At 69.6% G+C, this 13,868-nt stretch carries 14 protein-coding genes and 1 pseudogene; 10 read left to right on the forward strand and 5 right to left on the reverse strand.

Features of this window, described 5'->3' with window-relative positions:
• Positions 1–109: 109 nt before the first annotated feature.
• A complete protein-coding gene (locus OG587_RS11450) occupies positions 110–619 on the forward strand; it encodes a winged helix-turn-helix transcriptional regulator (RefSeq protein ID WP_329089505.1) in 510 nt (169 codons plus the stop codon).
• A gap of 42 nt (positions 620–661) precedes the next feature.
• On the opposite strand, the gene OG587_RS11455 is transcribed toward OG587_RS11450, so the two are convergent.
• Positions 662–1,921 (reverse strand): RNA polymerase sigma factor, encoded by a 1,260-nt coding sequence (locus OG587_RS11455; RefSeq protein WP_329089507.1) that lies wholly within the window; start codon positions 1,919–1,921, stop codon positions 662–664.
• A 94-nt stretch (positions 1,922–2,015) separates the two neighbouring features.
• On the reverse strand, positions 2,016–2,390 hold the full coding sequence (locus OG587_RS11460; protein ID WP_329089508.1) for a YciI family protein: 375 nt from the start codon (positions 2,388–2,390) through the stop codon (positions 2,016–2,018).
• A 398-nt stretch (positions 2,391–2,788) separates the two neighbouring features.
• Here OG587_RS11460 and OG587_RS11465 point away from each other — a divergent pair, with 398 nt between their 5' ends.
• From OG587_RS11465 to OG587_RS11475, 3 genes are all read left to right on the forward strand, one after another.
• Positions 2,789–3,346 (forward strand): MFS transporter, encoded by a 558-nt coding sequence (locus OG587_RS11465; protein ID WP_329089510.1) that lies wholly within the window; start codon positions 2,789–2,791, stop codon positions 3,344–3,346.
• 194 nt (positions 3,347–3,540) lie between these two features.
• Positions 3,541–4,191, forward strand: a complete 651-nt coding sequence (locus OG587_RS11470) for a copper chaperone PCu(A)C (RefSeq protein WP_329089511.1) — start codon at positions 3,541–3,543, stop codon at positions 4,189–4,191.
• A 21-nt stretch (positions 4,192–4,212) separates the two neighbouring features.
• Positions 4,213–5,439, forward strand: a complete 1,227-nt coding sequence (locus tag OG587_RS11475) for a Dyp-type peroxidase (RefSeq protein ID WP_329089513.1) — start codon at positions 4,213–4,215, stop codon at positions 5,437–5,439.
• A 283-nt stretch (positions 5,440–5,722) separates the two neighbouring features.
• Here OG587_RS11475 and OG587_RS11480 read toward each other — a convergent pair whose 3' ends face one another.
• Positions 5,723–6,514, reverse strand: a complete 792-nt coding sequence (locus tag OG587_RS11480; RefSeq protein WP_329089515.1) for a VOC family protein — start codon at positions 6,512–6,514, stop codon at positions 5,723–5,725.
• Positions 6,515–6,714: 200 nt separating this feature from the next.
• Between OG587_RS11480 and OG587_RS11485 the strand changes: the two are divergent.
• A pseudogene (locus tag OG587_RS11485) lies at positions 6,715–7,065 on the forward strand (SDR family oxidoreductase); the annotation flags it as partial.
• Between the two features lie 305 nt (positions 7,066–7,370).
• On the opposite strand, the gene OG587_RS11490 reads toward OG587_RS11485, so the two are convergent.
• Complete coding sequence (locus OG587_RS11490; RefSeq protein WP_329089518.1) at positions 7,371–8,873, reverse strand: phosphoesterase; 1,503 nt, start codon at positions 8,871–8,873, stop codon at positions 7,371–7,373.
• A gap of 425 nt (positions 8,874–9,298) precedes the next feature.
• Between OG587_RS11490 and OG587_RS11495 the strand changes: the two genes are divergently transcribed.
• From OG587_RS11495 to OG587_RS11505, 3 genes are all read left to right on the forward strand, one after another.
• On the forward strand, positions 9,299–9,712 hold the full coding sequence (locus OG587_RS11495; RefSeq protein WP_329089520.1) for a ribonuclease domain-containing protein: 414 nt from the start codon (positions 9,299–9,301) through the stop codon (positions 9,710–9,712).
• Positions 9,713–9,720: 8 nt separating this feature from the next.
• On the forward strand, positions 9,721–10,101 hold the full coding sequence (locus OG587_RS11500; RefSeq protein WP_329089521.1) for a barstar family protein: 381 nt from the start codon (positions 9,721–9,723) through the stop codon (positions 10,099–10,101).
• Positions 10,102–10,705: 604 nt separating this feature from the next.
• Complete coding sequence (locus OG587_RS11505) at positions 10,706–11,257, forward strand: phospholipase A2 (RefSeq protein WP_329089523.1); 552 nt, start codon at positions 10,706–10,708, stop codon at positions 11,255–11,257.
• A gap of 372 nt (positions 11,258–11,629) precedes the next feature.
• Here the strand turns inward: OG587_RS11505 and OG587_RS11510 are convergent, their stop codons facing one another.
• Positions 11,630–12,310, reverse strand: coding sequence for an NADPH-dependent F420 reductase (locus tag OG587_RS11510; RefSeq protein ID WP_329089525.1), 681 nt, complete (start codon positions 12,308–12,310; stop codon positions 11,630–11,632).
• A 500-nt stretch (positions 12,311–12,810) separates the two neighbouring features.
• Here OG587_RS11510 and OG587_RS11515 point away from each other — a divergent pair, with 500 nt between their 5' ends.
• Together OG587_RS11515 and OG587_RS11520 are read left to right on the forward strand one after the other, a co-directional pair.
• The gene (locus OG587_RS11515) at positions 12,811–13,113 is read left to right on the forward strand and encodes a hypothetical protein (RefSeq protein WP_329089527.1); all 303 of its coding nucleotides are present in this window, start codon (positions 12,811–12,813) and stop codon (positions 13,111–13,113) included.
• A 134-nt stretch (positions 13,114–13,247) separates the two neighbouring features.
• Positions 13,248–13,595, forward strand: a complete 348-nt coding sequence (locus OG587_RS11520; RefSeq protein ID WP_329089529.1) for a hypothetical protein — start codon at positions 13,248–13,250, stop codon at positions 13,593–13,595.
• Positions 13,596–13,868 lie beyond the last annotated feature (273 nt).

The raw sequence follows: 13,868 nt of genomic DNA on the forward strand, positions 1-13,868 counted from the left end.
CGGGACTCCTCATCATGGGCTCGCCTTCGGTTAGTTCCCTCAGGGAACTGACGGGAAGACGGTAACAGGTGATCGTTCCCTAAGGGAACCCTCTCGTTAGACTGCTCTCATGCAGCGAACCCGATTCGGTGACATGGCCTGCTCGATCGCCCGCACGCTGGATGTCATCGGTGAGCCGTGGTCGCCACTGATCCTGCGGAACGTCTATGTCGGTATCAGTCGCTTCGACCAGATCCAGCAGAGCCTGGACATCTCACGCAAGGTGCTCACCGAGCGGCTCAAGTGGCTGGTCGAGAACGGCGTACTGGAGCGGCAGGAGTATTCGAGCCGGCCGCCCCGCCACGAGTACACGCTCACCACCAAGGGGCTGGAGCTGTGTGACCTGCTCCTGGTGATGGTGCGCTGGGGCGACCGGTGGGCCGCGGGCGAGTCCGGTCCGCCGGTGCTCTACCGCCACCACGCCTGCGGCGAGATCAGCCATGTCGAACTGCACTGCGCGGTATGCGACCGGCCGATGCGCGCCACCGACGTCGACGTGCTGCCCGGCCCCGGGGCCGAGACCCCGGCCGCCTCGCCTGATCAGGCCCGCACGGACCGGTACGAGCACGCCACGCCCTGAAACACGCGCCGGTCACCGGGGCGACGGCGGCCGGTGAGGGCGTCAGCCGCCCGCGGCGGTCGCGCGGGCGAGGAAGAGGGTCCGCTCGCGCTCGTTGCGGGTGAGCCCGGCGGCCCGTTCGAACTCCTCGCGCGCCTCGTCGAGGCGGCCCAGCTTCACGAGCAGATCACCCCGGACGGCGGCGAGCAGCGGATAGTTCCTGAGCGCGCGCTCCGTCACCAGCCCGTCCGCGATCTCCAGGCCACGCTCGGGGCCGTACGCCATGCCCACCGCGACCGCGCGGTTCAGCTCCACCACGGGCGAGGGGGCGACGTGGGCGAGCACCCGGTAGAGGGCGGCCATCCGCTCCCAGTCCGTGTCGCCGGCGGACGGCGCGCGGGCGTGGCAGGCGGCGATCGCGGCCTGCAGACCGTACGGGCCCAGTGTGCCGAGCGCCTCGGCGCGGGCGAGCGACTCCAACCCGCGGCGGACAAGCAGCCGGTCCCACAACCCCCGGTCCTGGTCGAGGAGCAGGACGGGCTCGCCGCCGGGTCCCGTCCTGGCGCGCGTGCGGGACGCCTGGATCTCCATCAGGGCGACGAGGCCGTGCACCTCGGACTCTCCCGGCATGAGACCCGCCAGGATCCGGCCCAGGCGCAGCGCCTCCTCACAGAGCGAGGGGCGCATCCAGTCGTCACCGGCGGTCGCCGAGTAGCCCTCGTTGAAGATGAGGTAGACGACTTCCAGGACCGACGAGAGCCGGTCACCCAGCTCGGCCGGGGCGGGCATCTCGATTCGGACCCGCTTCTCGGTGAGGGTGCGCTTGGCCCGGAAGATCCGCTGCCCGACGGTCGGCTCGGGCACCAGGAAGGCGCGCGCGATCTCCTCCGTCGTCAGGCCGCCGAGCAGGCGGAGGGTGAGCGCCAGGCGCCCTTCCGTGGACAGTACGGGGTGGCAGGCCGTGAAGAGGAGGCGCAGCACGTCGTCGCCGATGTGATCGTCGAGGGTGTCGTCCAACTCGGCCTCGGCCGCCTCCCGGCGGATCTCCATGTCCCGGCCGACCTCTTCGAGCTTCCGCTCGTACCGGTTCCTGCGGCGCAGCAGGTCGATCGCCCGATGCTTGGCGGTGAGCATGAGCCAGGCACCGGGGTTGTCCGGTACGCCGGTCTTGGGCCACTGCTCCAGTGCGATGACCAGGGCGTCCTGCGCCAGCTCCTCGGCCAGGCCGACGTCGTGCACCATCCGGGCGAGCCCCGCGATCACCCTCGCGGACTCGATCCGCCAGACCGCCTCGATCACCCGATGAGGATCCCCAACCGTCATGCCTCCCGATCCAAGCACGTCGTCCCCCGCCCGGACAGCGCGGTGCCCCGGCCGGAGTCCTCGCGGGGATCCGGCCGGGGCGACGGCGACGGTTTCACTCGGTGGCGGCGAAGTCCTCGGGGCCGAAGACGCGGTGGAGGTCGGCCTCGCCCTCCCAGCCCTCCCAGTGGTCGCGGTGGAGCCTCATGAAACGGGAGGTCCACTCGACGGCCTCCTCCTTCGTCCGGACCTGGTAGACGGCATAGCTGATCAGCTCCTTCGCCTCGGCGAACGGGCCGTCCGTGACGCTCAGCCTGCCCCCGGTGAGCTCGATCCGCGCGCCCTGGGCGCTCGGGGCCAGCCCGCCGTTGTCGAGCAGCGCGCCCGCTCCGGTGGCCTCCTCGCCGAGTTTGTTGATCGCCTCCATCAGCTCGGCGGGCGGCGGGGTGGCGGGCAGGTGGGTGACCTTGAGGGTGACCATGTATCGCATCGAATTTCTCCTTGATCTTGTTTTTGAACGGTCTGGTCGCGGGTCGAGTCAGGCGCGGTGCGTCGGTCGGCCGGTTTTCGTGTTCCTCCCGGCGTTCCTCCCGGCCCTCTGACCACGCTTCGAACGAGCACGGGCCGATTCGACACGGCGACGGGATTTCTTTCAAGATTTTTTTCCGGGCCCGGACCGCCTCGCTGTCTCCGGGCGGTTCCCGCTGCTCTGAGCTGCTCTGAGCCGCTCTGATCTGTGAGAACAGGGGGCCGAACCGGGACGGGCGGAGCCGGTCGCGAGCCGCGGTGGGTGGGACGACCCCGGCGCGCGGTGGCGACGAGGGCGCGAATCGCCCCGTGGGCCTCGGACTTCGCACCGCCGGGGTGGCGTGGGATGATTTTCCCATCATGCCCGCGACGTTGCCCTTCCGCCTCGCCCGCGCGGCCGCCTTCGCCGCGGTCTGCCTGGGGCTGGGCGTGATGGCACACGTCCTCGCGGGAGGCTCGGTCTCCGTGCCGACCGCGACCGCCGCCCTGGTCCTCGCCTTCGTCGCGGCCCTCGCCGTGTCGGGGCGCGAACGGACGCTGGCGGTGATCCTGCCGCTGCTGGCGAGCGTGCAGGCCGGATTGCACGTGCTGTTCTCCCTCGCGCACGCAGCCTCCCCCGCCGAGATGATCGGGCATGTTCACTCGGGTCTGCTGCCCGGTCTGGGCATGCTGGTGGCGCACGGCTGGGCCGTCGGGCTGACCGCGCTGTGGCTGGCGCGCGGTGAGGCGGTGCTGTGGGCGCTGCTGCGACGGCTCGGTGTCCGGCTGTGTCGCGTGCTCGTCGTGGTCGTGGTCCCGGCGTACACGTCCTTCCTCACCGCGGGCGCGATCGAGCCGGGAGCACTCCGCTCCGCCGTGCTGCGCCACGTCGTCAGCAGGCGCGGCCCTCCCCGGATCGTCACCGTCACCTCCGGCTGACCACTCAGGTCACCCGGGGGCCCGATCCGTTCCCGAGCCCGCGCGTACGTACGCGCGGGCCCGCGCCGATGCGGCCTTCCGGCTGCTCGGCGGACCGAATCAGCGTGACAATCCCGGCCGCGTGTCCGGCATGGCCATATCGAGGCGGCGTTCGTCCGCGGCCCTGCCGGTCCGGCCAGAAGAAAGGCCTCAGCGTGTCTGCTCGTCGTATCAATCGTGCCGGAAGCACCCGCGCCGGAATCCTCCGTGCCGGAAGCACCCGTGCCGGAATCCTCCGTACCGCTCCCGCGGGAATCCTGATCGCGGCCGTGACGGTCCTGGGCGGATGTGGTTCCCAGGACACCACGGCACCGGCCGCCGCCCCGAGTACCGCCGCCGCACCCGCCGCCACCCCCGCCGTCGCCGTCGCCTCCGCGTTGACGATCACCGATCCCTGGGTGAAGACCGCGAAGAAGGGGATGAGCGCAGCTTTCGGCACCCTGGTCAACAACACCGACGCCGAGGTGACGGTCGTCTCCGGCGCCTCACCACTGTCACCGAAGGTCGAGCTGCACGAGGTCGTCGACTCCAAGGGGAAAATGATCATGCGGCCCAAGGAGGGCGGGATCGTGATTCCCGCGAGGGGCACCCACCTGCTCCAGCCCGGTGGTGACCACATCATGCTGATGGGCGTCACCGAAGCGGTGAAGCCCGGCGCGCAGATCCCCTTCACCCTGACCCTCAAGGACGGCAAGACCGTGGAGTTCACCGCGGTCGGCAAGGACTTCGCCGGAGGCAAGGAGAACTACCAGCCCGGCATGGACATGGGAGACGGTCACGGCGACACGGGCGAGAGCGACGGCTGAGCGGGAAACGGAGAAGAACTCATGCGGGAACCCCGACTCAGCCGCAGGGGACTGCTCGCCGGAGGCGCCGCCACCGCGGTCGGCGCCCTCGCCGGGTGCGCCCCCGACCAGGCTGTCCCCTCAGTCGCCCCCCAAGCCGCTTCGGCGGCGTCCCCCGTCTCAGGAGGTTCCGGCGGTTCCGCCACGGAGCCCTTCGACGGCGTCCACCAGGCGGGGATCGCGACGGCGCCCCAGACGTACGGGGTGTTCGTCGGCCTGGATCTGCTGCCGGACACCGACCGCGAGGCGCTGGTCCGGATGATGCGGCTGCTCACCGACGACGCCAGGCGGTTGACCCAGGGCAGGCCCGCCCTGGCCGACACCGAGCCGGAGCTGGCCGTCCTGCCCGCCCGGCTGACCGTGACCTTCGGGTTCGGTCCCGGCTTCTTCACGGCGGCCGGGCTGACCGACCGCCGTCCGGAGGCGGTGGCGCCGCTGCCCGCCTTCGGGATCGACAGGCTCAGGAAGGAGTGGAGCGGCGGGGACCTGCTGCTGCAGATCTGCGCCGACGACGCCCTCACCCTGGCCCACGCCCTCCGCATGGTCGTCAAGGACGCCCGCTCCTTCGCGAAGGTCCGCTGGACCCAGCGGGGCTTCCGGCGCGGTGCGGGAACCCAGCCCGCCGGGCTGACCCAGCGCAACGTCATGGGCCAGCTCGACGGGACCGTCAACCCCGCACCCGGTTCCCCTGACTTCGACCGGGCCGTGTGGGTGAGCGGCGGCCCGGAGTGGCTGCGCGGTGGCACCACGCTGGTGCTGCGGCGCATCCGGGCGGAGATGGAGACCTGGGACGCCGTCGACCGGGTCGCCAAGGAGTTCACCGTGGGCCGGCGCCTGGACAACGGCGCCCCGCTCACCGGACGCGACGAGCACGACGGTGCCGATTTCGAGAAGCTCAACGCGATCGGCTTCCCCGTCATCTCCGAGCAGGCCCATATCCGCCGGGCCCATGTCACCGACCCGAACCTGCGGATCCTGCGCAGGGTCTACAACTACGACGAGGGGCTCACCCCGGAGGGGCACGCCGACTCCGGAATACTGTTCGCCTCCTACCAGGCCGACGTCTCCCGGCAGTTCGTCCCGATCCAGCGCAGGCTGGCCGAGGCCGACCTGCTCAACGAGTGGACGACCCCGATCGGCTCGGCCGTCTTCGCCATCCCGCCGGGCTGCTCACCCAACGGCTGGATCGGGGACGGCCTACTCACCTGACAGGAGTCGCCGTACGCCTGTGGCGAGCATGCTCGCCGCAGGCGTACGGCGGCACTTCCCGCGGCTCGCCGGCCTCCTCGGGACCAACGGGCCCGATCCCCGATCGGTCAGGACCCGACCGGCGGGCTCCGGTCTCCAACCACCGGGCCTTGGTCCTCGACCACCGGGCCTTGGTCCTCGAACCACCGGGCCCGGTCCCCGATGCCGGGGCCCGGTCCCCGATGGCCGGGATCGGGCCGGCCGTTCGGCCGGAAGGGCCGGGTCTCCGACGGCCGGGATCCGGTCAGCCGTTCGGGTGGATGACCGAGAAGCGCCCGCCCTGGGGGTCGTTGAGCAGCGCGACCCGCCCGGCCGGGATGTCATGGGGCGCCACCGCCACCGTGCCGCCCAGCTCGGCGGCCCGCGCGGCGGTGGCGTCGCAGTCGGACACCGTGAAGGTGACCGTCCAGCGGGGTGGGATCTCGGCGGGCCATCGCTCGTCCATCTGGGTCATCCAGCCGGCGGGCGTGCCGCCCGGTGTGCGCCACTCGGTGTAGGCGGCGGGGCCGGACGCGTGGGTGTCACCCTCCCAGCCGAGCACCGTTCCGTAGAACGCCCTGGCGCCCTCGACGTCGCGTACGGCCAGCTCGCTCCAGCAGTACGCGCCCGGCTCGCCGATGACCCCGGCGCCGTGGAAGTCCCTGGCCTGCCAGAGCCCGACCAACGCGCCCTGCGGGTCGAACAGCAGCGCGAAGCGGCCCAACTCCCCGGCGTCCGTCGGCCCCATGAACACCTGGCCGCCCGCACCCCGCACGAGCTCGGCCGTGGCGTCGACGTCGGCGACGCTGACGTAGGTCGTCCAGAAAGCCGGGGTTCCCGGCGGCGCTTCGGCGGTCATCGGCATCAGCGCGGCCACCGGACGGCTCAGGTCACCGTCCAGGGTCAGCGTGATGTGGCCCGCGACCAGCGGATCGGGGTCGACGTGCGCGTGCCAGCCGAACAGGCCGGTGTAGAAGGCCGTGGCGGCGTCCGGATCGGGCGCGTTGAGGTCCGCCCAGCAGAACGTCCCCGGCTCGTATGAGATTCTCCCAGGCATGGCCGATTCCCTTCCTCCGTATGCTGCGCTCGCCCGGCGGCTCACGCGCAGACTGAAACGACCACCCGGACGCTACCGAACAACGCGCCCGATCCGCGGAGTTCGTCAAGACCACGTGACGGGCGGCTAGCTGTACTTGCCGAAGCCGTGCAGCAGGGTGTCGACGAGGCGGGTGGCCAGACGGCGCCCGGCAGCCAAGCTCGGGACCGGTCACCTACACGACCGCGAAGGCGGCGCTGACGGCGTTCGGGAAGGCGTTGAACGAGGAGTTCGGGCCTCGGGGCGTGCGGGTCAACACGATCTCACCGGGACCGGTGCGAACCTCGCTGTGGGAGGACCCGGCGGGGTACGGGGCGGAGCTCGCCAGGTCGATAGGGGTGCCGCACGAGGAACTGCTCCGGCTGCTGCCGGAGCAGGTGGGCATGACGACCGGCCGGTTCGTCGAGCCCGCCGAGGTGGCCGCGCTGGTCGCCTACCTGGCCTCGCCGCTCGCGGGCAGCGTCGCCGGGTCCGACCACCTGATCGACGGCGGCGCGATCAAGACGATCTGACCGTCCGGCGGCGGTCGGCTCGCGGGCCACGACCGGCCGTACCGGATCGACGTCTGAACCAATCCGCTCAGGAGCCGTACCGGCGAGGACTGTACCGGTGGAGTCACCGGGAGCATGGTGATCCCTGTCTCTCGGACCTCGCGGGATCCAAGGGCGCGGTGACGGCGCGGGACCCTCGTCCCTCCCGTCAGGTCTGCTCTGAGGGATCTGAGGGAGGGGCGAGGGGCAGATCCACCGGACTCGATCCGGTCACACGCGATGACGAAGGCAGTCTCCTCACCCGGAGAGGCTGCCCGGTCAGAGAACTAGCGGTACTGGACGAAGACCGGGTTCGAGTAGAACCACAGGTCTTCCCAGGGGCTCTCCTTGCCGTCGGCGAGCGGCTCGGCCTCGTCGGTGCTCGTGCCACGTACGCGGGCGTAGAAGTCGCCTTCCACGTTGCGCAGGGTGTGGCGGATGACGTACTCGCGTCCCGACTTGCGCCAGTCGCGCGGGCCGAACCGGGCCACGACCTTCGTGGTGGGGTTGGTGTCGGAGTCGAGGTTGCTGCTCGGGCCGGTGACCTGGCCGGTGATCAGGTCGACGCGCCGGACCTCCGGGTGGTCGCCGTTGGCGTTCTTGCCCTCCAGCGGCCGGAACCTGATCTCGATGTCGACGTCGGTGCGGTTGCGGCGGCTCACGCTGAGCGTCTCACCCGTGGTGGCCGAGCGGCCCTGGGTGCTCGCCGTGACGTCGAGGCTGGTGATCAGGTCGCCGGTGCCGACCCAGATGCGCCCGTTGCGGAGGCCGTCCATGATGTCGGCGTAGTCCTGCCTGGCCAGCACGTGGGTCTTGCTGTACTCGCCCGGCCAGAAGTCGGAGCCGCCGCGCGTCCAGTGCACGTGCGAGTCCGAGGTCGCCGTGATCCACCAGCGCCGGCCCTCGCCGAGCAGCGAGTCCCAGAGGCCGCCGACGCGCGCCGTCATCTGGTCGAAGCCGCCGTAGGTCGGGTGGTTGCCGTACCCGCCGCGTGCGCCGCCGTTGAGCGGGCCCGCCTGGTGGCCGGGAGCGCCCTCGAAGCCGACGTAGATCTCCGGCGCGGCGTTGTTGCCGTTGCGGAACTCCCGGGGAGTGTCCTGCCCGTAGACGCCGAGACCGGTCGCCGACCGCGCGGCGTGGTGGGCGATCACCAGCGGCTTCTGCCGCATGCCCTTCGCTGCCTTGAGGAACTCCACCATCTTGGCCTCGGTGTCGCGGCCGGGGTCGGCGGGGAACGCGTCGTGCTTGGCGAAGCGGCTCTCCAGCTCGAACAGCTGCTGCGCCTCGTCGGCGTGGTGGGGGATCATCAGCGTGTGGTGGTCCAGCGCCGGGGCGTCGAACTCCATCCCCCAGAACTGGAGCACCTCGGGCACGAGCACGCGCGAGCGCAGGAGGTCGGGGTACGCCTGCTCAAGGTTCACCTTCGAGTGCGTCGGCCCGCCGTGGTCGGTGCACATCGCCCAGCTGAGGCCGAAGTACTTCGCCATGATCGCGTTGGTGACGATCGGGTACACGGCGTCGGCGCCCTTGCTGAACTTCGGCGGGTTCGTCGACGTGTCGAACTCGCCGCTGTACTCCGAGTGCACGTGGTGGTCACCGGCACGCCACACCCGGTTGCGGGAGTCACCGCGGTTCTCGCTCCAGCGCTCGGGGTCTCCCTCCGCCCACGCCGCGTTGCCGGTCGCCAGCGGGCTCGCGGCGACCAGCGTCGCCCCGAGGCCGGCGTACTTGACCAACCGGCGCCGCGAGATCGCCGAGCGCTCGGGGTCTTCGATGTTCTGGTCCTTCACAATAAAACCTTTCGGTCATCTGCAGCTTGGTCCCAATCTGGGAGTCTCGAAGGCCGTGCTGAACGCAATGTGAACGGGGAACGGGGCAACCGAGAACAACGAGCTCAGGAGGTTGGAAATCGTCTCCGCGCGGCACTCGCTGACGCGTCGGACCGCCTCCCGGGGGTGGTACGGCGGCGCGTTGGACCGCCTCCCGGGGGTGATTCGGCGGCCGGTGCGAGACCCGCCCTCACGGTGCCGAGCGGTCCACGCCCGCCGCCTGACCGGATGACGAGCGCCCTCTCCGATCCCGCCGGAGGTCTCCGCCGCCGGATCCGCCAAGAGTTCACCGTACCTTTGGCGATCTTTGCCTTTACCTGACAGCTGTCGGGCGGCGATCCTGACAGGTGTCCGTCACCCTCGCACCCCCCTCGCAAGGAGACCCCGTGCACACCTCCCAGCGCCCCCGGCCCTCCCGGCTGGCACAGCTCGCCGTCATCCTCGCCGCCATCGTGTCCCTGACCGGCGTGGTCGGCGTCACCCCCGCCGGCGCGTCGGTTTACAACTCCTGCACCATCTCCCGGTGCGCCGACGCGCGCTCGGCCAACGCGACCTGGGCCTCCAAGGGCTACCCCACCAGCAGCGGCTGGTACACCTGGTCGGGTGGCAAGTACAACTACACCGGCGGACGCCACTACAACCGGGAGGGCCAGCTCCCCAGCGGTGCCACCTACTACGAGTACGACGTCTACTCCCGGGCGCGGGGCGCCGCCCGTGACGCCTACCGGATCGTCGTCAACCGCAGCACCGGCGTGACCTGGTTCTCGCCGAACCACTACACCGACTTCTACCGGCTCTAGGACTTCCCATGACATCCGCCGCACGTCCGCTGCCGCCATGGCTGACGGTGTCCACCGGCCCGGCACCCGCGGTCGTCGACGGGCGCGCGTGTCAGACCCGCGCCGCCTTCTTCGAGGAGGTGGCGCGGGTTCTGCGGTTCCCCGATTACTTCGGCCGTAACTGGGACGCACTCACCGACTCCCTGCGCGATGTGACCCGCACCGGGAACGTCACCCTGGTCGTGGAGCACGCCGAGGAGCTGCTCGGCGCCGAGCCCCTCGAACAGCTCGCCACCCTGCTCTCCGTCCTGGCCGATGCCGCCGACGCCGGGCTGACCGTGACGCTGCGCACCGATCCCGGCCACGAAATCCCACTCCGCCGGCGGGTCGCCGCCGCCCTGACCCAATAGCCCGTGTACGCGGGGGAGTCGCCGGTGGGCGTCTTCGTTCCGGCCCCGTGGCACGCTGGCGGCCGTGGACCACGCGGAGACTCCGGCCGTCAGCGGTCACGGCGGGCCCCGGTGCCGGGGCCGGGGCCGCGTGTCGACCGGCTGATCGGCGTGCTCGCGTGTCGGCGGGCTGATCGGTGTGGGGCCCGGCTGATCGGCGTGCTCGCATATCGGCCGGCTGAGCTGATCGGTGTGTTGCCGGGCAGCGCGCCGATCGGCGCCCGCGAGACGTCGACGATCGCGACAGCCGCCCGTCCGGGTACCGAGCCGCTGCCCGGAGGCGCCGCGAGCGGAGTGTCCACCCCCATGCCCCGCCCCTTCGAGACTCGCCATTACCTGACGTTGTAAATGTTGTAAAGAGCTTTCGTTAACGAATATCCACACCGATCTTCACAAAAATCTGTTCCGGCGTTCCGGGATATTTCGTTTCATTGTTGGGCCGTGGCAGATCCCTGCCGTGAGAGCCACCCCCCAGACAAAGGCAGAGTCCATGGTAAAACGTGCCCTCGCAACTGTCGCCCTATCCCTCGTTGCATTACTCGGATTAACCCTGCCCGCCTACGCGGTGACACTGCAGCAAAAACTCGCCGCACTTTCCAGTTTCAGCCAGCCTACGGCGGCCAGCGCCGCCAGCTGGGTTTCTGCCTGGCAGAACCAGGGAAGCTGGGCGGACTACAACTTCGACTGGTCGACCGACCTGTGTTCGACCAGCCCCGACCAGCCACTCGGTTTCGACTTCAGAATGCCGTGCCGCCGTCACGACTTCGGCTACCGCAACTACAAGGCGGTAAGCCTGTTCCCGGCGAACAAGCCGCGTATCGACGACGCGTTCTACTTCGACATGAAGCAGGTCTGCGCGAGATATTCCACCATCCCCAGGGGCACCTGTAACGGCCTCGCCTGGACCTACTACCAGGCGGTCAAGGAATTCGGCACCCTCAACGTCACCCAGGCGCAGATCGAGCGGATCCGCCAGGCCGCCGAGCAGGCCGCCCTGACGGCGGAACAGGCCACCCCGACCGCCGAGCAGGCCACTCCGACGGCGGAACAGGCCGCTCCGACCGCCGAGCAGGCCACTCCGACGGCGGAACAGGCCACCCCGACCGCCGAGATGTGACCCATCCCGCTCCCCGCAGGTGCGGGATTGCTCCTCCTCGCTGACCCGTGGCGGGCCGGTTTCGCACCGGCCCGTCACACCGCGATGATCGCGACGAGGATCGGCGCGTCGGCCGGCTACGGCGGGCGCGTGATGCGGCTACGGTCCCGGGAGTTGTTCCGCGAACGGCAGACGGGAAGGTCCGGCGTCCGTTCTCTCGCGCAGGCGGACAGGGGCGAGGAGGACCTGCCTGCCAGGTTCAGCCGCTCGCCTGCCGGCCCTTCCGGCGAATTTTGATATGGCGCATGTCCGTCACCGCGACGTGGCGAATCCGGTACCCGCTCGCCCAATGGGTCGGTCGGCTTGCGCCGATACCTGGGCCCGGTCCGGGTGTCAACGCCGGGCGGCGGCCAGCTTCGCGCTGAGCACCGCGGCGTCGGCGGGCACTCCCGGCGACTCCCAGAAGCTCTCGGTCTCCCCCGCGTAAACGAAGCCGTACGCGGGGGTTCCCGGCTGGAAACGCCACCCGTCCGCGAGTGCTCCCGCGTCGACGGCGTCGTAGCCGATCCGGTCGAGAAACGCGGTCACCTCTCCCTTCGCGCCGACGTCGTCGCCCGCGATCGCCAGGGCACTGCGGTCCGCCGCACCGGAGGACCGGGCCAGCGCCCGCAGATGCTGGAAGTAGATGTTGTTGAAGACCTTGACGACCTTGGACGTCGTCAGGTGCTGCTGCAGCAGTTCGCTGGACGTGGTGGATGCGGCGTCGAGCTCCGGGAAGGTCCCGTCCCGCTGGGAGTAGTAGTTGTTGGTGTCGAGGACGGTCTTGCCGGCGAGCGGCTCCACCGGAACGTCGCGATAAGCCTTCAGCGGGATGCTGACGACCACCAGGTCACCGGCCGCGGCGGCCTCAGCCGAGGTCGCAGCGCCGGCCCTCGGCCCGAGCTCGTCGACAAGTTCCTTCAGTGTCTGAGGACCGCGCGAGTTGCTCAGCACCACGTCGTAGCCGGCCGCGACGGCGAGCCGGGCGACCGTGCCACCGATACTCCCGCTGCCGATGAATCCAATGGTTGTCATGACAACCGCTAACCGCCGCACCACACCCGGCATTCCTCGCCGCCTTTTCCGGCACGGATCTGGCAAGCGAGCCATGGTGTGACGTCCCCCGCAGGAGGCGAAGGTGCCGTCGTCCAGCGGGAAAAGCCGTGGAGACTGCTGCGCCAAGTTGTTACGAAGGGCGGAGTACGAGAGGACGGGCGAAAGGCGGCGGGCAACGCGGACGCGATCGGGAGACTCGTGATCGGCGATGTGCCGATCGTGGCGGAAGACCACGGTGGGCACGGCAGGGATGTGCTTCTCCTGCATGGTGGCGGGCGGACACGCAGGAACTGGGACGTCTTCGCGGGGCTTCTCATGAGCGCCTCGTTCCGCTCTGAAGGGGCAACGGCTCGGGGACGGAGGGCATGGAGTTCGGGCCTCCGGATCGCCGATACGTACGACACGAGCTCGGTGTGCAGCCGTCGATCGTATGGGACAGTCGGGGGCATTGTTATCTACGCGGTTTCGAAGCGGGAGCCATGGCGGCGGAGTTTCAGCTCGGCGACTACATCCTGGTGCAGGACGGCAGGACCCTTGAGATCTTTCACCGGGGTCTCTCCGAGAGCAGCCGTTACCACGTGGCGTTTCTCGGGGTGGATGTCCAGCCGCACGGCGACGGGTTCAAGGTTCGGCTCGGTGCCAGGCGGGACGACGACCAGGTCGTGGGTGGGGTGAGGTTGAAGATGGACCAGGAGGAGTTCGCGCGTTTTCGCGATTTCATCGCCTTGGCCGTCGCGGCACGCGACCGGGTGAGCCCTCTGAACGAGCCCACCTCGCCCTGAACCACGGGGGCTTCGATCCACCCCGAGTCCGGAAGGGTTGCCCCGCTCATGGTGCCGGAGGTGATTCCCCCCCTGCCGGGGCCTTGAAGAAGGAGAACGGGTGGCGGGAATCGAACCCGCTGAGGGGGCGGCGGGTGGTCGGCGACAGCGGCGTCGTCATGGTCGTCGGCCAGAAGGTAGCCCTCCGATTTCAGCCACCACGCTACGATCCTCAGATGCCTGACTTCGTGCTCCCCTTTATTTTCATCGGGCTCTTCATCACGCTTTTTGCTGGTCTCTTCATATTTTTTATGGTGCTGCTGATCAAAGGTATTCGACAACGTCGTGTACTTAAGTACACAGATCCGATGAGGGCCATGGACATCATTGGCCGGGTGCGCCAGCTCAAGGTTCGAGGCAATGAAGAGGAAGCTGTGCTTCTCGTTCAAAGTGAACTCGCGATGCCTGCTGACGAAGCCCGGTCATGGGTGAAGTCCATCTGAGCCGTAAGTCACAGCCGCCGCGCAGCGGACTCCTCGTGCTGGCACCGCACCACCGGTTCGCGTCTCCATGGTCTGCTGCGGCCCAGGTAAGAGACGATTTCACTTTTATCCGTGAGTCCTCGTGATTCCCCCTCGGTGGCCCATCTGACGGGCACGCGACGAGTACGGCCTGAGCGCCTCGTGCGGACGCACACCCCCCTCACCGGATATTCGTTCCACCCCGGAGGGGCAACGGCTCGGGGACAGAGGGGCAAGGTCGTCTTCGTGTCTGTC

The sequence above is a fragment of the Streptosporangium sp. NBC_01469 genome (genome assembly GCF_036227305.1).
Taxonomy (GTDB): Bacteria; Actinomycetota; Actinomycetes; order Streptosporangiales; family Streptosporangiaceae; genus Streptosporangium.